Source organism: Vibrio sp. T13N (assembly GCF_032970445.1).
GTDB lineage: Bacteria > Pseudomonadota > Gammaproteobacteria > Enterobacterales > Vibrionaceae > Vibrio > Vibrio diabolicus.
Genome location: NZ_JAWJYE010000001.1, coordinates 52,433 through 78,755 on the forward strand (window position 1 = coordinate 52,433; position 26,323 = coordinate 78,755).

26 protein-coding genes are annotated in these 26,323 nt (G+C 43.8%); 12 read left to right on the forward strand and 14 right to left on the reverse strand.

Features of this window, described 5'->3' with window-relative positions; all coding sequences use genetic code 11:
• The first annotated feature begins 36 nt into the window (after window positions 1-36).
• Window positions 37-747 carry an AzlC family ABC transporter permease gene (locus tag R2S67_RS00270; protein WP_074189916.1) on the forward strand — a complete coding sequence of 237 codons (711 nt, stop codon included), beginning with the start codon at window positions 37-39 and terminating at the stop codon, window positions 745-747.
• Window positions 747-1,058 carry an AzlD domain-containing protein gene (locus tag R2S67_RS00275; RefSeq protein WP_006742072.1) on the forward strand — a complete coding sequence of 104 codons (312 nt, stop codon included), beginning with the start codon at window positions 747-749 and terminating at the stop codon, window positions 1,056-1,058. The genes R2S67_RS00270 and R2S67_RS00275 overlap by 1 nt, the downstream gene beginning before the upstream one ends.
• Here R2S67_RS00275 and R2S67_RS00280 read toward each other — a convergent pair.
• Both R2S67_RS00280 and R2S67_RS00285 read right to left on the reverse strand, forming a co-directional pair.
• The gene (locus tag R2S67_RS00280; RefSeq protein WP_317341689.1) at window positions 1,055-1,669 is read right to left on the reverse strand and encodes a fumarylacetoacetate hydrolase family protein; all 615 of its coding nucleotides are present in this window, start codon (window positions 1,667-1,669) and stop codon (window positions 1,055-1,057) included. The genes R2S67_RS00275 and R2S67_RS00280 overlap by 4 nt on opposite strands.
• 221 nt (window positions 1,670-1,890) lie before the next feature.
• Window positions 1,891-2,949 carry a porin gene (locus R2S67_RS00285; protein ID WP_150917879.1) on the reverse strand — a complete coding sequence of 353 codons (1,059 nt, stop codon included), beginning with the start codon at window positions 2,947-2,949 and terminating at the stop codon, window positions 1,891-1,893.
• Window positions 2,950-3,559: 610 nt separating this feature from the next.
• Here R2S67_RS00285 and R2S67_RS00290 point away from each other — a divergent pair.
• The 3 genes from R2S67_RS00290 to R2S67_RS00300 all read left to right on the forward strand — a co-directional run bounded on the left by R2S67_RS00290 (window position 3,560) and on the right by R2S67_RS00300 (window position 6,513).
• Window positions 3,560-4,531: a porin gene (locus tag R2S67_RS00290; RefSeq protein ID WP_317341690.1), complete on the forward strand. Its 972-nt coding sequence runs from the start codon at window positions 3,560-3,562 to the stop codon at window positions 4,529-4,531.
• Window positions 4,532-4,996: 465 nt separating this feature from the next.
• Complete coding sequence (locus R2S67_RS00295; RefSeq protein WP_053809570.1) at window positions 4,997-5,854, forward strand: DMT family transporter; 858 nt, start codon at window positions 4,997-4,999, stop codon at window positions 5,852-5,854.
• 44 nt (window positions 5,855-5,898) lie between these two features.
• Window positions 5,899-6,513 (forward strand): glutaredoxin domain-containing protein, encoded by a 615-nt coding sequence (locus R2S67_RS00300; protein ID WP_053809571.1) that lies wholly within the window; start codon window positions 5,899-5,901, stop codon window positions 6,511-6,513.
• 126 nt (window positions 6,514-6,639) lie between these two features.
• Here the strand turns inward: R2S67_RS00300 and R2S67_RS00305 are convergent, their stop codons facing one another.
• The 3 genes from R2S67_RS00305 to R2S67_RS00315 form a co-directional block, all read right to left on the reverse strand.
• Window positions 6,640-6,774 (reverse strand): hypothetical protein, encoded by a 135-nt coding sequence (locus R2S67_RS00305; protein ID WP_005391196.1) that lies wholly within the window; start codon window positions 6,772-6,774, stop codon window positions 6,640-6,642.
• Window positions 6,775-6,907: 133 nt separating this feature from the next.
• The gene (locus R2S67_RS00310) at window positions 6,908-7,255 is read right to left on the reverse strand and encodes a hypothetical protein (protein ID WP_005391198.1); all 348 of its coding nucleotides are present in this window, start codon (window positions 7,253-7,255) and stop codon (window positions 6,908-6,910) included.
• 178 nt (window positions 7,256-7,433) lie between these two features.
• A complete protein-coding gene (locus R2S67_RS00315; protein WP_256964455.1) occupies window positions 7,434-8,627 on the reverse strand; it encodes a multidrug effflux MFS transporter in 1,194 nt (397 codons plus the stop codon).
• 105 nt (window positions 8,628-8,732) lie between these two features.
• Between R2S67_RS00315 and R2S67_RS00320 the strand changes: the two genes are divergently transcribed.
• Both R2S67_RS00320 and R2S67_RS00325 read left to right on the forward strand, forming a co-directional pair.
• Window positions 8,733-9,620, forward strand: coding sequence for a LysR family transcriptional regulator (locus R2S67_RS00320; protein ID WP_005391202.1), 888 nt, complete (start codon window positions 8,733-8,735; stop codon window positions 9,618-9,620).
• Between the two features lie 183 nt (window positions 9,621-9,803).
• Window positions 9,804-11,624 carry a putative bifunctional diguanylate cyclase/phosphodiesterase gene (locus R2S67_RS00325; protein WP_074189912.1) on the forward strand — a complete coding sequence of 607 codons (1,821 nt, stop codon included), beginning with the start codon at window positions 9,804-9,806 and terminating at the stop codon, window positions 11,622-11,624.
• A 107-nt stretch (window positions 11,625-11,731) separates the two neighbouring features.
• On the opposite strand, the gene R2S67_RS00330 is transcribed toward R2S67_RS00325, so the two are convergent.
• Together R2S67_RS00330 and R2S67_RS00335 are read right to left on the reverse strand one after the other, a co-directional pair.
• On the reverse strand, window positions 11,732-13,015 hold the full coding sequence (locus R2S67_RS00330; RefSeq protein ID WP_145472100.1) for a peptidoglycan DD-metalloendopeptidase family protein: 1,284 nt from the start codon (window positions 13,013-13,015) through the stop codon (window positions 11,732-11,734).
• Window positions 13,016-13,139: 124 nt separating this feature from the next.
• The gene (locus R2S67_RS00335; RefSeq protein WP_167427647.1) at window positions 13,140-13,769 is read right to left on the reverse strand and encodes a hypothetical protein; all 630 of its coding nucleotides are present in this window, start codon (window positions 13,767-13,769) and stop codon (window positions 13,140-13,142) included.
• A 203-nt stretch (window positions 13,770-13,972) separates the two neighbouring features.
• On the opposite strand from R2S67_RS00335, the gene R2S67_RS00340 reads away from it, so the two are divergent.
• From R2S67_RS00340 to R2S67_RS00355, 4 genes are all read left to right on the forward strand, one after another.
• Complete coding sequence (locus tag R2S67_RS00340; protein ID WP_080955925.1) at window positions 13,973-14,374, forward strand: GFA family protein; 402 nt, start codon at window positions 13,973-13,975, stop codon at window positions 14,372-14,374.
• 152 nt (window positions 14,375-14,526) lie between these two features.
• Window positions 14,527-15,198: a YoaK family protein gene (locus R2S67_RS00345; RefSeq protein WP_317341693.1), complete on the forward strand. Its 672-nt coding sequence runs from the start codon at window positions 14,527-14,529 to the stop codon at window positions 15,196-15,198.
• 454 nt (window positions 15,199-15,652) lie between these two features.
• Entirely contained in the window at window positions 15,653-17,017 is a 1,365-nt protein-coding gene (locus R2S67_RS00350) for a YjiH family protein (RefSeq protein WP_031780191.1), read from the forward strand.
• A gap of 447 nt (window positions 17,018-17,464) precedes the next feature.
• Complete coding sequence (locus R2S67_RS00355; RefSeq protein WP_317341694.1) at window positions 17,465-19,336, forward strand: methyl-accepting chemotaxis protein; 1,872 nt, start codon at window positions 17,465-17,467, stop codon at window positions 19,334-19,336.
• A 153-nt stretch (window positions 19,337-19,489) separates the two neighbouring features.
• Here R2S67_RS00355 and R2S67_RS00360 read toward each other — a convergent pair whose 3' ends face one another.
• The 3 genes from R2S67_RS00360 to R2S67_RS00370 form a co-directional block, all read right to left on the reverse strand.
• Window positions 19,490-19,837: a hypothetical protein gene (locus tag R2S67_RS00360; RefSeq protein ID WP_082244876.1), complete on the reverse strand. Its 348-nt coding sequence runs from the start codon at window positions 19,835-19,837 to the stop codon at window positions 19,490-19,492.
• A 235-nt stretch (window positions 19,838-20,072) separates the two neighbouring features.
• Window positions 20,073-21,230 carry an amino acid permease gene (locus tag R2S67_RS00365; RefSeq protein ID WP_005391218.1) on the reverse strand — a complete coding sequence of 386 codons (1,158 nt, stop codon included), beginning with the start codon at window positions 21,228-21,230 and terminating at the stop codon, window positions 20,073-20,075.
• Between the two features lie 696 nt (window positions 21,231-21,926).
• A complete protein-coding gene (locus R2S67_RS00370) occupies window positions 21,927-22,238 on the reverse strand; it encodes a hypothetical protein (protein WP_145472101.1) in 312 nt (103 codons plus the stop codon).
• A gap of 141 nt (window positions 22,239-22,379) precedes the next feature.
• Here R2S67_RS00370 and R2S67_RS00375 point away from each other — a divergent pair, with 141 nt between their 5' ends.
• Window positions 22,380-22,715 (forward strand): helix-turn-helix domain-containing protein, encoded by a 336-nt coding sequence (locus R2S67_RS00375; protein ID WP_145472102.1) that lies wholly within the window; start codon window positions 22,380-22,382, stop codon window positions 22,713-22,715.
• Window positions 22,716-22,930: 215 nt separating this feature from the next.
• Here the strand turns inward: R2S67_RS00375 and R2S67_RS00380 are convergent, their stop codons facing one another.
• From R2S67_RS00380 to R2S67_RS00395, 4 genes are read right to left on the reverse strand one after another with little or no spacing between them, the layout of a single operon-like run.
• Window positions 22,931-23,677 (reverse strand): phosphatase, encoded by a 747-nt coding sequence (locus R2S67_RS00380; RefSeq protein WP_317341696.1) that lies wholly within the window; start codon window positions 23,675-23,677, stop codon window positions 22,931-22,933.
• Between the two features lie 25 nt (window positions 23,678-23,702).
• Window positions 23,703-24,437 (reverse strand): nucleoside/nucleotide kinase family protein, encoded by a 735-nt coding sequence (locus R2S67_RS00385; protein WP_317341697.1) that lies wholly within the window; start codon window positions 24,435-24,437, stop codon window positions 23,703-23,705.
• Between the two features lie 9 nt (window positions 24,438-24,446).
• On the reverse strand, window positions 24,447-24,965 hold the full coding sequence (locus R2S67_RS00390) for an MltR family transcriptional regulator (RefSeq protein WP_005435522.1): 519 nt from the start codon (window positions 24,963-24,965) through the stop codon (window positions 24,447-24,449).
• A gap of 59 nt (window positions 24,966-25,024) precedes the next feature.
• Window positions 25,025-26,296 carry a zinc-binding dehydrogenase gene (locus tag R2S67_RS00395; RefSeq protein ID WP_317341698.1) on the reverse strand — a complete coding sequence of 424 codons (1,272 nt, stop codon included), beginning with the start codon at window positions 26,294-26,296 and terminating at the stop codon, window positions 25,025-25,027.
• Window positions 26,297-26,323: the final 27 nt, after the last annotated feature.

The window sequence follows — 26,323 nt, forward strand, 5'->3', positions numbered from 1 at the left end:
TTGATAGCCTGATTTTGGAACAACTAAGAATAAACTATGGACCACACTTTGCCGCTAAAAGAAGAATCAAAAGCTGCGTTATTTTGGCAAGGCACACTTGCGATGATGCCACTGAGTATCGCGGTGTTACCTTGGGGTTTGCTCGCAGGCTCATTCGCGATTGATACTGGGCTTCACCCTTTGGAAGGACAAGCACTGTCCGCCATTCTGTTCGCCGGTTCCGCGCAGCTCGTCGCGATGGGGATGATTAAATCGGGGGCAGGTCTAGTAACCATGTTACTAACAACGTTTTTTATCACCTCTCGACACTTCCTCTACAGTGTATCGATGCGCAGTAAAATTGCACCACTTCCTCTAAAATGGCGGTTATCACTCGGATTCTTACTCACTGATGAGCTGTTTGCGATTGTAGGTCATCATTCCGATAAACAATTTAATCGTTGGTATGCGCTTGGGGCTGGTTTGAGTTTTTATCTGTTTTGGAATATCGCAACATTGACGGGCATTATTGCGGGAAGCCTGATCCCTGAACTGAACGAAATGGGATTAGAGTTTGCTGTAGCCGCGACTTTTATCGCAATTGTAGTTCCGACTATTAAAAATATGGCGGTGCTCGCGAGTGTTGTCGTGGCATTAGTGAGCTCGGTCGCCCTAACCTATTACCAAGTGGAAGGAAGTTTGATGATTTCGAGCATTTTAGCCATGCTTACAGGCTACTTTGTGGAACAAGTACAGGAGAAACACTAATGATCATGTTGTCTATTTTACTGATGACGGGACTTGTTTTCACCAGCCGCTACTTGTTTTTAGAACCCAAGCTACCACTGCGATTAGGGACACGTACACAAAAAGTGCTCAACTACGCCAGCCCTGCGGTACTCACCGCGATCTGGGCGCCTATCGTTTTCATTCCCGATGGAGCACTCAGCGTGAATGTGCACAACCCATTTTTATTGGCTGCCTTGCTGGCTGCGTTAATCGCGTACTTTACTAAAAATGTTCTTTTAACGACGGTGATCAGCATGGTGGTATTTCTCGTTCTGCGAATTTGGCTTTAATCCGCCACCCACTCAATCTCCAACAAGGTGACATCACCACACTTTAATCGTCCAAGGAAGATGTCACCTTTATGCACCTCACCAACTCCTTTTGGTGTGCCAGTCATTACCACATCGCCATCTTGAAGTGTTGTGTAACTCGTTAATTCATCCAAAATGGTTAGCGGCGGATAGAGCATCTGGTTAACGTGACCTTTTTGTACACGAACGCAGTTAATCAAGAGCTCTAGGTTAAGATCATTAATATCAATGTTATCCAAAGAGACAAATCGACTAAACACTGCGGAGCCATCAAACGCTTTAGCACGCTCCCACGGCAACCCCTGATTTTTAAGCGAGGATTGCAAACCACGCTTGGTCAGATCCAATCCCAAACCGACCGCTGAATAACGTCCATCTTTGATCAGAAAACAGATTTCAGCCTCGTAATGAAGAGGCTCTTGATGAAATGAACGCAGAGTCGTCGATACAGAAGTCGCGGGTTTATTAAATACCACCATTTGCTCAGGTATTGCATTATCAAGTTCATGAATATGTTCAACGTAATTTCGCCCAACACAAAGCACTTTACCCACTTCTACTTTCTTTTCTTCAACTTGAATAACGCTCATCGCTCTTCCCTGCAAAACAAAAACCTCATCATAATCTAACCTATTGACTTAACGACACTAAATCCCATCCTCTAGTGTGAAAAATAAGACATTCACCCCGTTTTGAGTTTTGTATCATCTAATTGAAACATCAAGGTATTTGGAAAACAAATAGACAAAAAAGCCAGCACGAGGCTGGCTTTAAATCAATAAGGGTGAATGATTGTTCTCGCTAAATCCTATTATAGGTAGTAACGAGCACCTATCGCCCATTTGTCATCAGTTTCACGACCATGGTCATCATTTAGGTCAAACTGGTAACCCGCGTAACCAACAAATTTAGGCGTGAAGTTGTACTCTGCCTGCAGTGCCATTTCCTCACGAGCGGTTTCTGTTTTAGCGTTTTTGAACTCTTTACCTTCAACCATCTCGTAGTTAACGCTCAAGTTTAAGCTGTTCGCTAGAGCGTATGCGATGATCGCTTCGTACGCATCACTTTCCGCCAAACGATCGCCATTTACACTGAAGTTCATATTTTCATTTGAACCATATACCGCGGCAAGGAACAGACCTTGGCCGTAAGCGCCGTAAGATGCAGACACAACATGTGATTCCGCGGTGTGTTTACCTGTGTAAGCAGGGTGTTGGAAGTCACCACCGTTGTATGAGTAGCCAATTTTCGCGCCCATGATTGCGTAAGAAAGCGCAACTTGCATGCGGTCATCGTATTTAAGACCACCAGTGATAGTACCTGCGTCGTTACGCGTGTAATCATCATTTGCGCCTTGCCATCCAAGACCAACGTTAATTGCACCTGCTTCGCCTAAATCAAAGCCATTGCGATAAGACAGCATTTTATCCGCACGACCTGTGCCTAGGTTTCCGTGATCGTCGTAAATGAAGTCATTCGCAAACGCAATTGGCATATCCGCGATGCCTGCTACATCATAATAAGGTGACCATTGCGTACCACCTACTGCACGACCGTAAACCTCATGTGTTAAACCTAAGTAACCTAGACGAGTTTTAAACGACTCTTCACCGCCATCTAAGTAGTTTAGAGCCCATTCACCACGTGCGTCTGCGGTGAAGCCATTGCCTAAATCTTGTGTCGCAGAGATATTGATACGAGGAGAGTTAGTACCAACATCCGTGTCACCTTGCTCTGAACCATTTAAGTTAACAGAAACGTGGCCGCCCATCGAAAATGTTGTGCCATCGTTATTATAAAGTTCCACTGCCACTGCTTGAGTGCCGAAAGTTGCTGCTGCGATTGCCGCTGCTAATAATTTTTTATTCATTTCTAAATCCATTACTTATTAGTTGGTTAGTCAGTTTTAGACCCAGCTCTGATTCACTTTCGTAAAACGAAATGATGAACACAGAAAGGAATACAAAGGCCCTCTGGGGCATCTTTTCCGCCAGAATGGATTTACCTTTGTGTAACAACTGCCGACACTTTATTTGATTAGTTCCTGATAACCGAGTGAAAAATTCTCAGCAAAAAACTAAAAAGCAAACGTTTACTTATCCGAAAAAAAATCCAGGCGTAAAAACCTTACAAAAAGAAATGCTTTAACGAGATAGTGCTCACAAATACTTGATGAACCCCAACTTTTGAAAATAACTTTCCCGTCAAAATGAAATATTTACTTACATTTTGGAACAAAAATAGGTTCAGGAACTTTTTGAAAAAAGCACGGTCTCCAATAGAAGGCAGAAAAACCTCAAAAAAGATAAAACCTTTCTTTTTATAAGAGATATAAGAAGGGGCACTTATTCTCGCCAGCAATAAAAGTGCAATCAAATCATAACTTAACAGAAATCTATCTTTCATTTTCAGCGTTTACCTTAGCGTCATCAACACATCGGGCAAGAAAGCCCATCGATTACAACTAGGGTAATAAGAAAATGAAAAAGGCAGCACTAACTACTGCAATTCTTACAGCATTGGTATCAGCACCATCATTCGCAGCAACAGTATACAAAAACGACGGTACTGAATTAAAAGTTGGCGGCCGCGTTGAGTTCCGTGGTGACTTCATCGGTTCAGGTGGTGCTGAAGTTGAAGGCTCTATGGAAGATAAAAGCCGCGCTCGTCTTAATCTAAAAGGTAAAACGGACATCGGCAATGGCCTTTCTGCATTCGGTGTTTACGAAGCCGAGCAAAAAACGGGCAAGAGTGAATTCAAAAACCGCTACATGTATGCAGGTGTCGACTCTGATATCGGTGCTTTCTCTGTAGGTCGTCAAGACATGGCTGCAGTCATCATCTCTGACATGACGGATATCACTGAGTTCTCTGGTGTTCAGCAAGTTATCGATTCGTCTTCTGATAAGCAAGACAGCGTTTTCGCATACCGTGGTGCGTTTGATGCGCTACAACTGCAAGCAACCTACCAAGCAAACTCTAGCGATAACGAAGATAAATACGGCATCTCTGGAATGTACTCACTACCAATGGGCCTCGACTTTGGTCTTGCATATTCTGGTGGCGACGTAGATAAAGACAACTCTGAAGATCAAATTCTAGGTGGTATCGCTTACTCGATGGATAACCTTTACCTAGCAGGTACTTATTCTCAAGGGTCCCTGACTGACTCTGAAGACTTTACGGCTTACGAGCTAGTCGCAAGCTACAAAGTAGCGAGCAAAGTGACACTTGCTGCGCTATACACAGCTCAAGAGAATGATCCAGACAACGGTTCAAAGTACGACACCGTTGAAGGTATCGAGCTTGTTGGTTACTACAAACTAAACAGCAACTTCCGTACTTACCTGTCTTACTACATCAACCAACTTGATGAAGCAAAAGATGCAACAACAGGTCTAGTAACAGAAGGCGAAGATACACTGCGCCTAGGCGTACGTTACGATTTCTAATTCACTCTTGTCCTAAGAGCGAGTCCACTTGGCCAGCACCTTTGCTGGCCATTTTTTGTGTAACCCAACATAACTCAATAAGTTTTCACACTATCCAAACGTCGCTCTGCAATGAAAAACGAGCGTAGTGACTCCTGCCTCTGCCCTCTTTTAATGCGATTTGTCACTAAGTTAGTGCATTTCTCCTAATAGCCAACCGAACTAAAACAAAAAATCCTATTAAAATCAAATAAATAAAAATTGGCACGCGTTCTGCAATACCAATTATGCAAATGCATGGCAGCGTTTGTGCTTCTCGTTCTTTGTACCTGTTATAACAGGCACGTCCTTTGAATTGGTAATGTCGCCTCCCTCTGGGAGGCATTTTTTTATTGGCGCGAAAAACAATAGGACGTATGATCCCGCCACCTCTATCAAACTGGAATTTTTCAATTGAATCATCATCCTGTTCAAGGTGCGTCCTGGATGCTAACAGCTGGCTTGGCATTCGCCATAGTAAACAGCTTCGCCCAAATTGCTAGCATCAACTTTGGTGTCTCTTCCACCACATTCGCATTATTCCAATACGCTATTGCCTTATTTGTCATTCTGCCCTATCTGCGTACACTTGGAATTAGACGCTCACTAAGAACCCAACACTTTGGTTGGCATGCCTTCCGTATTTTTCTCTCTGTTATCGGGATTCAGCTTTGGCTTTGGGCACTCGCTTATCCAGTTCCGATTTGGCAAGGCATTGCGCTGCTGATGACCTCTCCATTATTTGCAACGGTTGGATCTGGCTTGTTACTCAAAGAGAAAGTAGGTACTGCACGCTGGTTAGCAACATTAACAGGGTTTGTTGGTGCTATGATCATTCTTGAGCCGTGGGCAGATTCATTTACATGGGCGACCCTGCTTCCTGTTGGCGCCGCATTTTTCTGGGCAGCGTATTCTCTGATGGTAAAGAAAATGTCGGTCAACGATCCGCCCTCAACCATGGTTGTCTATTTATTACTGCTGATAACGCCGTTTAATATCTTATTGGCAATACCGACATTTACGATGCCAAATACCTGGACGATATGGGGCGTACTTTTAGCCGCAGGCGCGCTTACAGCACTCGCTCAATGGGCTATCGTTAAAGCGTACGCAGTTGCAGACGCCTCGTTTGTGCAACCATTTGATCACGCAAAACTGCCTTTGAATGTCGTTGCTGGCTGGTTGGTGTTTGGCTGGGTACCACCTGGTCGTTTATGGCTAGGCGCCGCGATTATTATTGCCTCCATTGCGTTTATTACGCACTGGGAATCGAAAAAGACAAAGCTAGTTGAAAGAAAAGTCTAATTTCAAGGTTCTATATTTTCAGGAAAGGAAATGAGGAACACCATATGAGTCAACCAATCAAAATTACACTGTACCGCTGGGCTGGTAGTTGGGGTCCATTCAAAGTCAATATTCCTTGTGGTGAATGTACGTTAACTAAAGATATTTTGACGGATACTTTTAAAAACGAACTCGCTGATGTCCCCGTTGAACTGGAAGTAAAAGATTGGTTATCACATTGGTGGGAACCATTAAAAGCAGGGGCCTGGCATGCACCGATTCTTATTGTCGAAGGAAAAGTGGTCAGCCAAGGAGAAGCGCTAAACCGGGGCGTGCTTGTGCAATCAGTTATCGCTGAATGGGTCAAACGCGATGAGCTAAAAGGCAACATTGTTTATGGTAAAGCCACCTGCCCTTACTGTGTCAAAGCGAAACAACTACTTGACGATGCTGGTGTTCAATACGAGTATCATGACGTGGTTAAAGACAGCGCCGCTTTGTATCGCATGATCCCCGAAGTAAAAGCCATCATTGGAGAAAAAACGCCGGTAACAGTGCCGCAGATCTGGTTGGATGGAAAGTATGTTGGAGGCGCTGACGATTTAGAAAAGTGGTTAGCAGCAAAGGGGCTAGATAAAGTGCCTAATAATGTCGTGGAGATACCAAGCCAATCCGCTTAGCGTTTGATTCAAATGCCATCCGTCTTTGAGTAGTGGTTTACCAATGTTGTTCAATATGTAGGCTGCCACTAAAAACAAGACAGATAAAAGCAAAAAGCCCTGATTCTTCAATCAGGGCTTTTTAAATTATTTCGCCAGTTTTTTCATAACACGAGCAAAAACAGAAGCTTTTTTCTTCTTCGCTTTACCGTAAAGCGCTTTGTGCATCGCGTCTTTTGCAATCATCTGGCCAATATAAGCACCACCAAGTTCGTTACCCATGACCTTCTCCTGAATGTATTGACTTAACTATGTTGTAATTTTACACCACAATTAGATAAAAACAAGACTGGCGTCACATTTATTTTGTAATTAACTTTCAGGTTAGTTCTGATTACTTTTTCGAAACGGGCGCCTATCGCTTAGGTTGCTGGTATGTTTTACCCGCTGCGACGTACGTATCTTTCTGTTTGATTTCAAAGAATGTTTCAAAGAACCACGCAGCAAATTTGATCAAGTGATCGCCTTCATTCATGACGTGCTCCACGTATTCTTGCTCTTCTCCGGACTCGTCTTCTTGAGTGGTAATATGGTAAATACGTTTCTCGCCATCAACTTCTGCAAGACCAAACTGACCCGTTAGGGATTGTGCCGCTTGTGCAACTTCTTCTTCCTCACACGCCTTCAAGACTTCGAGTGCCTTTGGCATGCTTTCTTGCTGAGTAATTTCTTTTACCAGTGTTTCAAATTCGTTTTGTTGCATTCTTTCACCTAACGATTAGAGATCGGATAGTCATTTGGGCAGAAATGTATCCCCAAGCTTGAGAGGAGCATCAGGCATTGCCCTCTTCCTCTCAAACTGAGTCATTCAATATACACAATGATCCTGACTTAATTTAGCAGCGCATTTTAGAAAGCTGCCTCTTTCGTTGCAAGTATATTCAGGTGGAAGTTTCTGCTTGAATAGTCCCTTTGGGTACTTTACGAAATTGACTCAATGCAAGCACACAGCAAGAAAGTAACGCAATAAACAAATAAAACACCCCAAGCTGGTTTTGATTCGTGACCCAAGAATCTACCAAGTATCCGCCAAACAACCCGGCTAAACACATTTGAATTGAGCCAGACAATGCAGAAACCGCTCCAGCCTGTTGCTTATGTGGCGACAGCAACAAACTAATTGATACCGGAAACGACATGCCTTGGGCAAAACTTAAACACGTAAATGCCACTAGTAATGAAAATACACTGAAGGGTGTAACCAACAACATGAAGCCAGCAATGGCAACAATCGCGAAACTCATCAGCAAGATTTGCTGAGCTTTGTAACGAGCGTTGATCAAATTAAGCACCAAGCTACCCGTCAGCAAACCAACTGACGGTATGATCATCAACGAGCCATAATCCGCCGCCGTTAATCCTAACTTTTGTTGCATTAAAAATGGATACAAGGAGAGCGTAACCAGAGCCGATAAATAACTAAGCCAGTTGTAGCTCGCACTACCAATCACTTGTGTATTCGTTAACAGACGCAAATAGTTCGCGCTGACTTGGCCTACTTTAAATTTTCGCTTCGGGTAAGGCAGCGTTTCTGGCAACACCAATAAACCAAGTGTAAAAATTGCCATTAAGTAAATCAGCACAAACACGAAGACAGCATGCCAACTCAGGTGAAAAGCAATCCAACCACCAAACAGCGGAGCAATAATTGGCATCACAGATGCCGTGACTGAAATATAAGATAGCGCTTTGGTTAATTGCATACCGTCATAACTGTCACGCAATACGGAGCGACCAAGCACCGAGGCACTGCCCGCTCCCAAACCTTGAAGTAACCGCCCCGCTTCAAGAGCAATAATGTTGTCCGAAAAGGCGATACAAATAACCGTACCAACTAGGTACACACTTTGGCCCAGAATAAATACTGGTCGACGACCAATCGCATCAGACAATGGGCCATAAAAAAGCTGAGAGATACCGAAACCAACGAGAAATAGTGTGACGAGATTCTGAATCGAATGTTGCGGCAAATTCAAGTCATGACCAATCAATGGCAAAGAAGGAAGATAAATACTAACGCCAACTTGGCCTGTGGCAATGATCATCATCGCTAATAACAATGGTGTTTTACGCAAACGTTCCTCCTACTTTGTGACAGATTGATGGCAAACAGTGTATATTTGATACTCAAAGATGATAATCAGCTAAGTTGGAAAGGAATTAATTCCCAAGGAGACACAATGGACTGGATTCAAAGCGTGAAGAGTTATATTCGTGTGGTCGAAGAAGGTAGCTTTAATGCAGCAGCGCGGAAACTCAATACCACCAGCTCAGCTATCAGTAAACGAGTTCAATGGCTAGAAGATAAAATTGGCGTTCAACTACTTAAACGCACGACCCGCTCTATTAGCCAAACTGAAGCTGGTGCGCTGTTTTATCAACGAGCAAAAAATCAGTTGGATTCATGGCAATCGGTATTAGATGAAACTCGATCAGTCAATCAATCACCAGCGGGGTTATTGAAAATTGGCGCGACACTGGCGGTTGGTTCTAAGTTTTTGGTGCATTACCTAGATGATTTTCTTGAGAAATATCCAGACATCACGCTTCAATTAACGACAACGCTACCAGGCCAATTGCCAGAGCTAAGCTTAGACCTGTTTATTAGCCGGGAATTAGAGCAACTGAACTCTCTGAGTTTCAAAGCCACCGCACTTTTCGAACATAAAGCCCAGTTTTACGCCGCGCCTAGTTACCTAAAAAAATATGGCACACCACAATGCGTTGAGGATCTGACAGAGCATAATGTCCTGATTTGGGGTGAAAAGCCCTCACGAGAAATCAAAACCAATCGAGGCAAACGTATCAGCTTGTCCGGTAACTTTGCCACGACCAACCCAGAAGCGCTGTTTCATGGTGCCAAAAGAGGCATGGGTATTCTGATGACGAATAACGTCATGATCAAAGATGATCTCAAATCCGGCGCGTTAGTCCCTATCCTGCCCGATATCACAGCGGATAAAGCCACTGTATATGCCTACTATCCAAAGCTGGATTATCAGCATACCCGAACTAAGCTGTTCCTCGATTATCTCAAATCGCGATTAGAAGAGGAGAAGCGCGCCTAGCTTAGCGTTTTTATCGCTATACCTTTAAAAGGTTCAAGTATAAAAACATGAAAATAATGATTTGTTCGTTCACAAAATTTGAAAAATTCGCCTTAGTAACCGATAGTTTATTTGATGCATATCAAATAATAATTCTTCGTGTCTCACACGATATGGTAATCACAACGCTAGGTGAAATGCTCAATGGGTCAGGTACAAATCAGTTTCCACAAAATTGATGAAATATTGAAGCTAAATGGCACGGCTCAGCTAAACCGAGTCACGTTAGATATTCATCAACAATTGCAGAGCCATTGCACTTGTGTTGTAGAAGTTGCGCATCTTCAGCATTCGGCTCATACCATCTCCTTCGCCAGCAATGGAAAAATTACAGACAATCTAAGCTACCACCTTTCAGGCACCCCCTGTGAAAAAGTGGCAAAAGACATTGGCGAACATATTTTCTATCAGGACCAAGTTTACAAACGCTTTCCTGAAGATCAGATGTTTCAAGAGGATGGTATTCAAGCTTACATTGGTCTGCCATTAAAGACACAAAATGGCGAGGTTCTGGGAATTTTATTGTCTACCTTTACCCGAAGCATCCACGCTAAGGAAGCGCAAGATATCCTCGACTTCCACCGCTTTTATGCCAATGTCATTATTCACAGCTTACGTGAAAAGTGGGTCAGTGAACGTTCAGATAAGCTTCTTAATCAGCTTAGCTATGAAGTATCGCATGATAACCTAACTGGACTGCTCAACCGTAGCTGCTTAGCTGATACCTTGGAGACATTGACGCAACAGGCCACTCGTCCATTCAGTTTGGCTTATCTAGACATCGATAACTTCAAATCGATCAATGATATCAACGGAAACTACATCGGCGACCAAATTATTAAGTTTACGGCAAACGCCATTCAACAGAGCTTGTCATCGCCAAACAACGCTTTTCGTGTCGCTGGAGATGAATTCGCCTTCATTACTTACGACGAAGATCCTGTCGCCGTTTGTCAGGAAGTACTCGACAAAATTGAAAGCGGCTACAGCGACAAATCTAACCGAATTTCTTTCACTGTTAGTATCGGTATCGCGCGCGCACCAGTACATATGTTGAACAGTGATGAGCTGATTTTGAATGCTAGCCTCGCTCTCAAAGACTGTAAAAAACATCGCGATACACGAATTCAGCATTACGACACACACCTTAGCGCCCTTTATCACCGTAGAACGCAGCTTATTGAAGCTATGCGCATTCAACTAAGCGCTAACATACATGATAGCGAAGAGTTGTATGTCGTTGTTCAGCCAATCGTAGATATCACAAGCGATCGCTGGAATTACTTTGAAATCCTAGCCCGCTGGAACAGCAATGTTTACGGAAACATCTCCCCTGCGGAATTCATTGAAGCTGCCGAACAATCAGGCCTGATTATCGAGTTGGGTGAACGTATTATTGAACTCGCATGTATCGCGAAACAAGAGCTAGAAGCCAACTTAGGATACAAAGTCAAACTCTCTATCAATTGCTCTGCCTATGAGCTGGTCGACTCTAACCGCTATATTAACCACCTAACTAACATGGTTGAAAAGTATCAGCATGAAGCAAAAGACTTTGTTATAGAGCTCACCGAGACCGTTTTACTCTCGCAAAGTGGCCGTGAACAGATGGTACTTAACTCATTGCGGTACTTAGGTTTTAAAGTCGCGTTGGATGATTTTGGTACGGGATACTCCAGCTTGAACTATATACACAATTATCCGATTGATAGCATTAAAATCGATGCAACCTTCGTTCAAAACATGCTCTCAAATACAACCTCTGAACAAGTGGTGTTTTTGATAGCGCAATTGGCAGAACTGCTTGATGTGGATTTGATTGCCGAAGGCGTAGAAGACGATAGAGCATTACAAAAATTAATTGAAATGGGCTGCCACTACATTCAAGGCTATTTCTACTCTCGCCCACACAGTGTTGATGAAATCGTACACCTGATAAATGAACGTGAAGTGCGGAGCGCCTAAGAGCTCTAAACAAGCGACGGTCATGGAATGTAAATCTAGTTAATGCACAAAGTAAAAGAGACCAAGCTATGCTTAGTCTCTTTTTATTTTTTGAGCAAAGTACTTTGTTACAGCACTGCTTTCTCTTTATCGCGTAATAGCTTATCCATTTCATCTCTGTTCGCGACAAAGGTTGCCATCTCTTTCTTAGGAACAGAGCTCGCCATTGGGATGTTTGCTCGCATGGCGTTAACTGGACGGCCGTATTCAATCAATTCATAGTGAAGGTGTGGCCCTGTCACTCGACCTGTTTTACCTGAAAGACCGATACGCTGGCCTCGAGAAACCTTTTGCCCTTTCTTCACCAGAATCTTACTTAGGTGTAAGTAACGGGTTTTGTATTTGCTGCCATGCTCAACAACCACGTAGTTACCCGCATAAGGGTGTTTACGAGTCATGATCACTGTACCGTCACCAGTAGAAACGACTGGAGTACCGGTTGGTACGGCAAAGTCAGTACCGTTGTGTGGCGCGACACGCCCCGTTACTGGATGTAAGCGATTAGGATTGAAGCCAGAACTGATACGCCAACGGCTACTTACAGGATAACGCTGGAATGCGCGCTGCAAGCTCTCGCCTTTGGCATTGTAGAATTGACCATCGGTATGAAGGTAAGCTGTGATTTCACGTCCGCGATTGTAAATCTTAATCGCCTCAATTTCGTTCTTGCCCGTTGGTATACCATTGATGCTTTGCGAACGACGAACGACTTCAAATCGATCACCTGCACGAAGATCACGCCCAAAGTTGAGCTGCTCTTTGAGTAAGCTCACAACTTGACTCACTTCTGCCGACGTTAGACCTAGTCGACTTGCAGAAGAAGAGAAACTGCCTTGAATAACACCAACCAATGGTTCTTGGCGCCACACGCCAGGAATCGAGATATCGGTAAAGTCATAGCTACCATCACTATTTAGTTGGTAGACCACTTTATCTGCAATAGAAAATTGCAGTTCCATTTTCTCTAACTCGCCTGTCGCATCATCACGCCAAAAACGGAGCGTATTGCCCGGCTTTAGTGTATCAAGTGCAAGGTAGTTCAAATCCGTTTCCATTACTTTCATTAACGAGCTGTAACCGAAACCGAGCTGGCTAAAAATAGTGCTTAGGTTGTCACCAGCTTGGATTTGATATTCGAAGTTCGGGGGAGTGACAACTTCGGCAGTTGTCGCATCAAGAATTTTTTCAACGACCTGAGATTCAGGCAGGTTCAATGCGATGGTTTTGGTTAAAGATGACTCTTTGAGAGAGTGAGAAACACCAATCGCAACTAAAACTGGCAAGGAGTATAACAGCAGCGCTCTACGACTTGTCAGATTCGGCAACCGTCTTGTAATTTCATTTGTAGACACGGGAATTACTATCTCCTTTCAAACAAGGCTCATAGCTTATGCATTCCCGTATAAGAAATCACTATGAAATTTCGAGATCTAGCGCAGAAAACACTGAATTTTTACAGAACTCAAAAAAAATTCATCACTGTTGCATATGTAAGTTATTCCCTACACGCTTTAATGTGGATGAATTTAATTGATTTGGCGTATCTGCCATTGCTTGATCGTCACCATGCGCTAAATATGAAAGCGTGATAATGGCATCACTTTCCCATGTAATTTGGGTAAATTTAACGCGGTCACCGACAAAAATACTGTCTAAAAGGACAACTCGGCTCGGCACGGGGTCAAACTTGAACAAGCCAACATAGTTAAACGAACCGCTACCTTGTGTCGTTACAATCATCGGTGCAGCAATCCATGAAACACTCTCAATCTCACGCTGACTAATAAACGCAGTTGGAACGAGTACCTGACCTTTTGTCGCACCTGCATCATAATCGCCTATCAAATAGCCGTTTTCTTTATCCCACTCATCAAGAAAAGTGACCGCTCCCTGCTCTGGTACTTGAATCGTCCATGGGTTGCGTGAAGTAATTCCCAGCGTCTCTTGCACAATAACATTGGTTTCTGCTTCCGATTGAGGGAACTTAGCCATGATCTCTTCATCAGACAAACTAAAGCGATAAACACCCGCGATCACAACCACGACCAATAATACGATCGGAATAAGAAGAATAAGTGGTATCGGCAGGATTCTTTTGTGAGCCATGAAGACTTCCTTGTTTAAAGGTATAAATGAAAAAGCGAGTATAGCATTGTATACCCAAATGATTTCATCCCTTCAAGGGTTTCAAAATTAAACTAAACTGACTGTATCCAAATGATTTTCAAGCCCAGATTTCATAACTGGCCACTGACACTGCTCTCAGTGTTCCAAATTCATTGGTGTATTGGGAAGAATAGGTAATCACGATGACAACAACCATTCATACATGCGAATGCGCCTGCGGTTTAGTTGAGATCCGTTGTAAGGGAGAACCCATCCGTACATCTGTCTGCCATTGTTTTGAATGCCAAAAGCGGACAGGCAGTGTGTTTGGGGTACAGGCTCGCTTTGATAAAGAGCACGTAACCTTAAACGGTGAAGTCACCTGCTATACCCGAATGGGGGATGATGGCAGCGAGGTTCAGTATGAGTTTTGCCCTTCTTGCGGCACGACAATGCGCTTATTGGTCTCTACATTTCCTGAAATCATGATCATTCCCGTCGGTCTTTTTACTGATAAAGAGTTCCACCAACCAACGGTTTCAATCTATGAACAGAGGAAACATGGATGGGTGAGTTTCGAATGTACAATGGAACACATCAGGTAGGGGAAATCCCCCTCTATGTCGTTATCATGGTCAAAGCAAAAGCTCGATAAATGAGATTTTTTTGAGAATGATCAACCGAGTTTTACTGTAAGGGGTTTCGTAACGCGGTGTGAGCGTTATAATCGGCTCCTAACATTTGGTGGGGTTTTATTGTGATTTCCAGACTTCCTCGTTGGGTGGAATATGGCGCGTTTCTACTTGCCCTTCTCGCGGGCTGCGTCAATGCCGTTGGTCTTCTCGGCTTTCAACATCAAGCGATAACACATCTTTCGGGAACCGTAACTCAGCTAGGGAACAGCTTGCTAACAGGTGTGGATAGCTCCATTCACCTGCTCTTCATCGTATTTAGCTTTTTGATCGGTGCTGCCTTTAGCGGCTTTTTTATTGAGAGCAGTGCGTTAAAACTAGGGCGAAGATATGGTGTTGCACTGTGCATAGAAGGGAGCTTGCTCCTACTCAGTTTGGGCTTTTTGGTGCAAGGGGATTTGTACGGCCAATATCTAGCGTCAGCAGCATGTGGATTACAAAACGCAATGATCACTACATTCAGCGGCGCAGTAGTCAGAACCACACATATGACTGGAATCATCACCGATCTGGGGATTATGATTGGAGAAAGCTTAAGAGGTCGTCAATTTGATCGACGTAAAGCAAAGCTACTCCTATTCATTTTCTTCGGATTCTTGCTTGGCGGTGTCGCAGGAGCCGCACTATTCGTGGTATATGGATTATATACGCTCGTCTTCCCTGCAATATTGGCTTTCGCTACGGCTCTGATCTACTGGAGTTACCTTTACGTGCTTAGTCGCCAACAAAAAGCATAAAATCTCGAACCGATTGAGGCCGAATGCTTCAATCGGTTATAGCTCAACTATCTCACCACTGCACATCATAATAAACGTTTTATCGTGTTGTAACGCAGCTAAAAACCTTATAGCAGCTAGGGCTAACAGGGCTTCAGGTAAAAAGTTAGTTAGATCAAAGTCACATTTGTTTACCGTTTTATTATTCCAGTCACAATGCGCCCCATAATTCTCTGCGCTGCTCGCGCTCCATGCTACAATTTTCTAACACAAGCAACATATTCGTATACACTTATACGTTATTTGACCAATTACCCGACAAATCGGCTGAATAACTAGATGTATTTAATGAATAGTATTGCAATGGATGCAGTTTGCGGGTACCCTCCGCAAAACTGTGATTAAATACGGATGTTTAGTGAATATTTATGTCATGGAAATGGCAAGTATTGACTAGTAGTAACACGAGACAACTATGCATAACACCACTAATGCTACTGAAGCTCCTAAGGGCAACTTTTGGATGTTTTTCATCCCTTCCCTAATCGGTCTTCTACTCTTTATGGCTCCGATCTCATACGATGGCGGCCTAACTATCCCTGTTGCGGTTATGGCAAAAGTCATCCCGGCAGTATTAGGCGATACCTTGATCGCTATCGTCACCAGTATCATCGCTTTCATGGCAGTCGCTTCTGTTCTTTGCAAAATTTTCAAACCTGCAGCGATTTTACGTAATGGATTTTTAAACGGTCTTTTCAATCCATCGCCGCTTTGGCTTATTGTTCGCTTAATCGGCGGTGCAGCCGTATTAATGACATTCTTCCAAGTGGGTCCAAAAGCGATTTGGGAAGAAAACACAGGTGGCCTTGTTCTTACCGGTCTTCTACCAACTTTGTTTGCGGTGTTCATTTTTGCGGGCCTACTCCTTCCGCTTCTTCTGAACTTTGGTCTTCTTGAGCTGTTTGGCGCATTACTGAGTAAAATAATGCGCCCGGTATTCAACCTGCCTGGACGTAGCGCAATTGACTGTATGGCGTCTTGGTTAGGCGACGGCAGTGTTGGTATCTTGCTAACCAGCAAACAGTACGAAAATAAATTCTATACTCAGCGTGAAGCCGCTGTTGTCGGGACAACGTTCTCAGCAGTATCGATCACGTTTAGCTTAGTGGTTATCGCTCAGGTACAGTTAGAGCATCTGTTCCTACCTTTCTACGGCGCAATCTGTTTAGCAGGTATTGTCGCTGCGGTTATCATTCCTCGCTTACCGCCGCTAAGCCTGAAGAAAGATCGCTACATTGATGGCAGCAACCCAGATAAAGATGCTGACGCCGTACCAGAAGGCCACACCACATTCTCATGGGGTATGGATCTAGCACTTAAGCGCGCGGGTCAGGTAACATCTGTTCAGTCTGTATTTAAAGAAGGCGTACATAACGCAATCGACATGGTGTTTGGCGTACTACCTGTGGTTATGGGTCTGGGTACCGTAGCATTAGTGATTGCAGAGTACACTCCTGTATTTGAAATTCTAGGTCAGCCATTCATTCCATACCTAGAGCTACTGCAAATTCCAGAAGCTGTCGCCGCATCACAGACTATTGTTGTTGGCTTTGCGGATATGTTTATCCCGGCAATTTTAGCGGCATCAATTGATAATGAAATGACACGTTTTGTTATTGCAGCAATGTCAGTAACTCAGCTTATCTACATGTCAGAAGTTGGCGCCCTACTACTAGGCAGCAAAATTCCAGTAAACATTGTAGAACTGTTCGTTATTTTCATTCTGCGTACGCTAATCACATTACCTGTGATTGCTGGTGTTGCTCATCTGATTTTCTAAAATCAAAGCATCAATCAACAAAGGCTCCGCATTGTCGGGGCCTTTTTTATGTCTAAAACTCTATCTACAGCTCTATTCAGATCACTTAATTAGCAAACGCTCATAACTTACAACGAACAGCTCCAATCACGCCCCCTTTTACGACAGTTAAGTCGTTCTCATCTCACCAATAACGCCAACCTGAAACACTATGCTTTACGCAATTCTTTTCATTATGACGCTTTCATTAACAGAGCGCACAAATCTGATCAAACTCACGGTTTTTGTCGTAACTTACCGTTTTGTTTAAATTTGGTTAAAAAAGACAACAAATAGACTCATGTTTTTGACAAAGATGTCGATAAAGAAGATAACCAAACACAATAGGTTTCTCTTGATGCCGAATTCGCCCGTTTAAAAAGAGGTGAAAGCATAGTGAAGCCAACCGGGAGAATCAGAGGAAAGCTCATGAAATTTAGACATAAGGTTGTCACAGCCTCGTCATTTTTGCTGCTAATTACCGTGTCACTACTGTCGACGCAACAAGTTATGACTATCCGCTCCCAAACGCAGGAGCACATTGACTCGAGTGTGAACGAGGTATTGACCAGTGTTGGCAATACTGTGCAATCAGAAATGAATGCTAAAAAGGATCTCGCTCGTTCTATTACTGAAGTTATCGAACTTAATCCAAGTTCACACAACTACGTTCAGAACATTCTTGAGCGACCAACACCAAAAGCCAGCTTTCTTGCGATTGGCTTTGGTTATGAAAGCAATGGCTTCGTGATTGAAAATGACGACGGCTGGGAAGCAGGACCAGACTACGATCCGCGTCAACGTCCTTGGTTCATCGCAGCTAAAAACAAAGGCGATTTGGTCGTAACTGACCCATACGTCGATGCGTCTTCAAAAAACGTCATCATCTCTGTTGGTACACCAGTAAAAGAAAACGGCCAGTTCTTAGCTGGTATGTTTTATGACCTTGAGCTCACTACCCTTTCTGACCTCGTCAACCAAGTGAATCTGTTTGACGCTGGTTACTTATTTTTGGTCACCGCTGATGGAACTACCATTGCCCACCCTCAAAGTAAGTACAACGGTGAAAAAGTTGGTAGCTACCTACCACAGGTCGATCTTACACAATCAACGCAACACATTGAGATCGATGGCGATCGTTATATGATTAACTTGACTCACATCCCGGGCGAGAACTGGTACGTGGGTTCAGTTATTGATGAAGCTATCGCCTACTCTGCCGTAGGAGAGCTTCGCAACAGCGCTATTATTTATTCAATCATTGCCGTGATTGCTTCTGTTATTGCACTGACTCTACTCATTCGCACGCTCATGCGTCCGCTGGACACTTTAAACAACGCGATTAAAGATGTTGCGTCAGGGAAAGGCGATCTTACACAGCGCCTTGAAACTGATACTGACCAAGAATTCTCAGAGCTTGCTACAAACTTCAATACATTCATGGAAAACTTGCAACAGCAAATTATTGAGTCGAAGAGTATTTCTGATCAAATTTTGAATGGCACTCAAATCACCGCTGAGGGTGCAAAAGATTCGGCTGGTGCTATTCAAACTCAGCTACAAGAGCTAGAACAATTAGCCACCGCGATGCACGAGATGTCTGTTACCGCGACTGAAGTTGCCAATAATGCGCAAGGCGCAGCGAGTGCAGCCAAAGAAGCTGATCAAGCAACGGTTGAGGGCTCTTCTGTGGTCGGTGAATCGACACAAACGATCAACATGCTTTCCGATAGCATTGACCTTGCTGTCGAAGAAGTGCAAGTGCTTGAATCTGCAACCGCCAACATCGAAACGATTCTAAAAGTCATCAACGATATTGCGGACCAAACGAACTTACTCGCGCTGAATGCCGCAATCGAGGCTGCACGTGCGGGAGAATCTGGCCGAGGCTTCGCCGTCGTTGCTGATGAAGTTCGTACACTGGCGCAACGAACTCAAGAATCAACGACAGAAATTCGTACTATGATTGAGCAGCTGCAATCTGGCGCATCATCTGTGGCAAATGCTATGCATCAAAGCAAGGGTAGCGCTGTAGAAGCCGTAGAAAAAGCAGACTTGGCAAACAACGCGCTACAACGTATTCGTGATGCGATTCAGCGTATTTCTGATATGAACTTACAAATCGCCTCAGCGGCGGAAGAGCAAAGCTTAGTTGCGGAAGAGATCAACAACAATACGGTGAATATTAAAGACCTATCGACTCAAGTCGCCGAATCTGCAAATCGAACTAACGATGCTATGCAGGCACAGCAAGAAGATGTGCATAAACAAGATCAAATATTAAACCGATTTACAGTCTAGTCTTCACCTAAACAAAAACAGCGAGCCAATGCTCGCTGTTTTTGTTTTTAGACCTCTATCGCAGTGGTATCTAGACTTAGAGCGCCTAGTTTTTAGTGTTATCGCCACTCGGCTCAAAACTGTTATCACGCTTGCTATGCTGCCTTTCCCACTCTAGTTGAATTCAACATGGATATAGCGGTCATTGGAGCGACGATAATAACGATCATCCACTTTTAAATAGGTGAAATCTCCAATCTTTATGTAGGTACTATTACGAGGAATTCGGTCGTGGTAGTAGTAACTGCGTCTTGGTCGTCGAGACTCCACATAAATAACGTCACGATGTTTATACTTATGCTTATGTTTATGCTTGTGCTTGCGTTTATGATGATGGTGATGCTCATGATGGTGATCATATCGATGACCATGCCTATGTTTCGGGTCAGCCATCACTTCTGTACTGAACACACCTAAAGACAATATAACGCCAACCATGGCAAAAGATAATTGCTTTGACACAACAGAGCCTCTTATTCATATCAACATCGATATAATAGAAGGGTGAATCACTGTACATGTCAGCCTTTCGCCAAGGAGTTTTACTACAAGGTCAAAGCTTATCGTGATTATCAGAGAAAGGTAAAGTATCACTGATATTGATAACTTTTTAAGTCCTCTGTGTTTGGGTTATAAACACAAAAAAGCCGCCCGTTATACAACGGGCGGCTCAGTTTTTAAATAAGCTAGCGTGATTTTATACTGCTTGGGCAAACAGCAAGAAACAGCCGAATAGGAAGATCATGCTCATTCCCATTACGCCGCCACCAGCTTCATAAATATTGTCATCTTCTACTGGCACTCGACGCACTTTCATTGTCATTGATAATGGGACAAAGACCGCGAGAAACACAAGAATAATCCCCGCGTAGCTAAGAATAGCCAAGAAGTGTTCTGGCGCAAACACAGCACCTAGTAGTGGTAGCACAAAAGTAGTAACAAAAATCACTGGCTTACTTGCTTTCAGTAAGTCTGCATTTTGATCGTATAGCGCCATTGCCACACCTAAGAACGACGTTAGCAGTGCTAACCCAGTGAACATGGATAGGATAAACTCCAAACCCTCGTATTGCTGACCTAATACCGAGATCAACTCCGTTACGTTGGAGTATTGAACAAGCTCATGAGGTGGTAGGTTACCGACAACTGCTAACAACCATAATAAGTAACAAACAAGCGGAATAGTTGAACCCACGATAATCATATTACGCAGTTGAGTTTTGCTCGCTTCTTTGTTGTAAGTTACAAGCGATGGGATCACGACCATAAAACCGAAACTGGTGAAAAGCACCGAGCTTGTCTTAATTAGCGCCATCTTATCGTCACTCACGACTTCATCAAGTCCCTCAAACGAGACGCTTGGTGCAAGCGCAAAAAGTGTCAGGATCAACGCCACGATCATGCCTAGGAACAAACCGCGATTAAGCTTATCTACAACCCCTGTGCCTGCCGAAACAATGATACCGACTAAAAGAGTAAAACCGACTTGGCTTGCGATCGTAGATGTTGGCAGCCCAATTGAGGCTGTTACTTTTTGTACGAGATCACCCGCACCAATGATATAAGCCATCAATAGACAAACTAACAGGGCGTAAAGCAAGCTGTTGGTTACCAACTGGCCACCTTTACCTAGCGTTTCGCGAGCAATTGCATTCATGCTCACGCCGCCGCCTACTTTGCAACTGGCCTCAAGAAGGAGCAGCGCAGCGTAAGTCGTCCCAGCCCAGATGAATAACATAAGAAGAGTGCCCCAAAGGAGGCCAAATTGAGCAAGCACCATTGGTATAGCAAGCATACCAGCGCCAAGAGCAGTACCTGCAACGATCAGGGAGCTGCCGACAAGTTTTAGGTTCACGGTTAATACCTCTAAATTCAATCCGTTTATTTCTCGCCAGTTGTGCTACATCCAAAGCACACCCAACAAAACGCTCTACTCAACCAAAATTTGGTTACAAGAACCCTATATGGCTAAGAAAACATGCAGCAAAAGGTGGTTAATTCAATTGCACATGAACACTTGAGAGTCGTTTTGGGCGATGTCATCGTTGATGAAATGCGCACAACTTTGGGTTCGAAGCAAAATTGTTCATCTTAATTCATCAACCCCATTCGTTGTGAATGGATTTGGTTCGAAAAGATTGTAAGGCATAAGCAGGACGATTGAAAAGCAAAAGGTCAATCTTATAGCGATATATTTTAACAACTCTCCTCATTCACCTAAGATGTGTTGTTATTTTCATCACTAATCAGTCTTTTATCGCCTAATGAGAGTAAAAACGTGCTCAACCGCTCAACTTTGGATGGGTGTACAAATTAATTTACAGTTCAAGTAAAGGTGTTAGATTCCAGGGGCGTAGCCTAGATCGGACAATATCGCTATTATTCGCTGCGTACCGACACTGTTCGGTTCACATACCTCTAAACACTGATTTACGGTTCGAAACTATAGGTAAATGAGTGTCCGAATGCTGGGTGTGGTTCCCCAGCATTTGCATCCTTTCTTTTAGGTGTTATCCAAACTGTCTAAATCTAAGCTAGCTTGCCCATTCTATTAATACGCTTTATCTAACGCTCCGATGATATAAGTTAATGCTGAAACGCCCATATCCGCGACCTGCTTCTCAGTCACACTCATATTTTCATACGCAATCTGCAACTCTACCTCACCTATCGATTCTTTATGAAGATAAAGCTCTTTGTAGTTCATCAACCTCTGTTGAGACTGTCGAGTCAGAGCGACTACATTTTCTTTAGTGACACGATGCTGCTCATTAAGCTCGCTAAATAATTGATCTAAAATGCGTTGCATTTTGCGAATTGAGTATTTTGTCTCGATTGATTTGTATGATTGATACTTTTCCATTGAGTTTATAACTGACTAAAATATGTACATTTTTATTAGATAGCTATTCTTATACTGATTGCAAAACAGGTAAATATGAGATGGTTAAACTGGTCCACTTCTTGCTTTATTTAGGTCAAAACTGTCCTTTCAGGAGAGCACATGCAGGTCGACCCTATTATTGAAGCACTGATTGCGAGAAGAAAAGCGAGTGGCCTCTCCCGTGAACAAATGGCAAACATCGCAGGGATGAGCGTGAAAACGTATCAACGGATAGAGCGTGGAGAATCCGACCTGAAACTTTCCCAATATCGCTCCATACTGCGCTCTCTGCATTTGACCGATCTCGACATCGCATTGGATATAAGAGACGTTCAACACGTAACAGCAGGTGATCTAATGGCCGTAGCACGCTTACTGTCTCCTGAAGCTCAGTCCCTACTTGTTCGCCTGTTATCGCTCGTTATTGAACAGCGGAACACAAAAAGCGGCTCATAACCTTATGACTGATTAAGAGCAATAAAATTCCCGCTCGGCCTATAATATTCTCGAATTATGGCCTTCATTCCCTTTTTCATTGATTCTTCTTTTCACGCTTTATATGACAGTCGCGTTGTGTGTTCTACGCCTCCCCAAAACGAATAAAACCCGCAGCTTAGCGGGTTTTAGGGCTGTATAAGAAAATACTTCGTTTAATGTGTTTGGGATTTTACTTAGTAAAAATCCTTAAACTCTGAAATCCTCGCCTTACCTCTCAGCAATAAGAAGTTCAAGAATCGGCTCGTCGACGTAGTGAGTATCTGCTCTTCTTCCACACCGTGTTTTTCCAGCAAAGCAATCGCCAAATCTAACTTAGAGATCTCTTCACAGAAGTGCGCATCAGATCCGGTACTGAAGTAAACGCCAATCTCTTTGCCCAGCTCGACAATGCGATCACAACGGGAATCACTGCCCTTACGGCTTTTGCCTGTCAAAGATGTATTGTTAACTTCAACCGCAACATTGTGCTCTTTCGCGCAGCGCAGCACCTGTTCCATATCGAATGGGTAATTTGGGTTACCTAAGTGACCAAGAACATCCACTCTGCCGCTTTTAATCGCATTTATTAGAGCGGCAGTATGCTCAGCTTCGGTTGCGGGCTTGAATACGGGTTCATGGAAACTCGCAATCACCCAGTCAAGATGTTGGTCAGAAGACGATGGTAAGTCTATCTCCCCTTTCACATTCAGCGTGTTGGCTTCGACACCACGGAGAATACCTACATCGTGTAAAAAGCGGGGCAAAATTCTTTGATTATTGAAATGCCAGTAGTGAGGGGCTCCTGGCATTTCGGGAGCATGATCGGTGGTACAAAGAAGTTTTAGCCCCTTATTCTTGGCTGCCAATGCGTTCTCTAAAATGGTGCTGTAGGCATGTCCACTGGCAATAGTATGGGTGTGGCTATCAACGACGATATCCATGGTGACCTCCTAAATTGTGGACGAATTATCGAATTTCGAACGAACAGTTTTGATTCAGAAACAGCGTGAGATCCGCTGGAATCGAGTGATTTAAAACCTTATCTACATTTACGGCATCTGAGTTCAAATAAAACTCCAATGCAGCTTCTGGCTCTGTACCACCACGAATCTTACGGTTTACTAAGCGTTCTTGCAGAAACTCAGGCTGTGTATCTACAAAGACGGTAAAATCGGCCAAACGATGCAGTTCATTCCACACCGGTTCATTAAGCAGTAACCAATTCCCCTCAACGACAACCACATTCCGATTTACCAAAATGGCGTCGTCGACTGGATCATGCAAATTGCGGTCGTAGTATGGCCATTTTGTATCTTTCATTTTGAGCTGTTTGAGCTTGTCGATAAGCTCCGTCAGATTAAATGTTTGATAGGACCCCTTAATACTGCGCAGAGGCACGAGCTCGCCATCTCGTTCAATCGTATTGTTGTCGAGGATCTCATTTGGATAGTGGAAACCATCAAACGGCAGCACTTGTAAAGGCTCTTGGCTTTCATCATGTTCAGAGAGATATTCCCAGAACGCAGCAAGGGTTGACTTACCGCTGCCCGGAGGGGCACACAAGAACACCACAATGCGTTCCTGCTTCTCATGATAAAGACGGGTAAATTTTTCGATAAGAGGTTGATGGATTCGCTTTACGTCGGCATCAGGAAAGGTAGCTTCGGTTTCAAAACCACTGACGTTTAAATTCACTTTCATGGTGAACCCTTATTGATTGATCTCCCCTTCGATTCTTTCTATCAACATTTCACACGACAGCTTCAACACTGTTTTGATGAGAGATTCGTATCTCATTTGCGAAAAGGACTCAAACGAAGAGAACTTAAGCTGATTGATCGACTCAAGATAAAAGCTGTCTTGCTGAGAAGAGAGTACCGCTTGGTTTTTGATGAAATCGTAAATCACGTCATCCGCGAATTCGACTTTCTCAGGTTGGCTAACCACGTACTCCAAGACCTGATCGTACAATCCGATATCGGCGTAAGTTTCCAAAGAGATTTTGCCCATCGCAAACATCAGCTTCGATACCACATCGGTCGTCACCAACGGACCATCTTCTTTCAATAGAGGATCCACAGCATACTCCTTCACTAGATCGTCTTGGACGAACACGCTCGGAAGTAATGCTTTTAACTTGAGGTTAATTATTTTGTTAGAAACCTGAAGAAACGCAGTGGCATTTTCGCACTCGTCCAGTTTCTCCAGTAATTCATCTTCACGTGACAACGTATTATGACCTCTCCATTATGTGGCAGCGCAAAGGCTACCACACAAATTCGTTGCAACTAAACCGTTAAGCTCACGTCATAAAACTCAAGTAACGCTTTTTCTGCATGCGCGTTCCACACATAGTTGTTCGCGCACAAAATCGCATCGAGTTCCGCAAAGAACGGGTCTTGGTCTGCCAGCGATAAAAAGTCATCAATCGCCGTCAATGGCAGGTCAATATGTGGGTAAATCAACTTCTTACCGCCCGGAATATCCAACTGATTCAGAATCGTATGGGGTGCAGCTTGTAAGCCTCCGACATGGGTGATCATGAAAGACGGGTTGATCTTGCCTTGTGAGGAAAGCTCAATAGATTCCACCATGTCACCCTTTGAACCACCGGACGTCCCTACAATATGGGTTGATTCGTAATGCACGTTGTAGAAGTTAAACGGCACTTTGAAGTTCTTATCCGTTGGGCCAGCAAAGAAGTTGAGGCAGCCATCATTGCCAAGTAGCTCATCGGCTTGTTCTAGCACTTGAGCAACCGCCGCGTAGACCATTACATCGTCGTAGCCTTTGCCACCGTTGAGTACTTTGAGATACGCGACCGGATCGTCGATTTGAGCGGTATTCACATAGTGCAGTTCAACGCCCTGCTCTTTGGCTTTTGCAACGGGAATGAGGCTTTCAGCTCGGTCTAAACGCGCGGCGTCGATGTCCGTCACCACGATCAGTTTTGGCTTTACAGGGCCGTTGATCGCATAGTCAATCGCACCAATGCCCATTGGGCCAGCACACGCCAAAAGCGCTAACGCACCACCTTCTTTAATGCCCATATCGTGCTCGTACACGTATTGCGTAGTGTGGTAACTCGCATGGTACGCACCGATAATGCAAGACATTGGCTCAGCAAGCGAAGCATCAGCAAAGTAATCGCCGTGGTAAGGCAGCACGCAGCCTAGGTCGATAGCGATTTTAGGAATAATGGAATACGTCGCGTTGCCACCAAATGTCTCATAGCTATAGCCCGCTGAGTAGCCTGTTGGCAAGCCCATGGCAGGTTGCAAAACAAAGTAGTCACCAGCTTTGAATTGATCTTTTAGATTCTCACCAACTTCAACAATCACACCTGCGTATTCATGACCTGTCATCACTGGCACTTCGTCAATGTTTTCAGGAACGCGTTTGTGTTTGCTACCTAACAATGCTGCTTTGTAAGTGGATAGACAAATGCTGTTTGAAATGTTTTTAACCAGAAGTTCGTCGGCTGAAATGTTTGGTAAATCAAAGGTTCTTAATTGAACGTTTTTCTCACCACAGATAACCGCTGCCGTTGTTTGTACCATGATTTCTCTCCTAATTGGGGCGATACC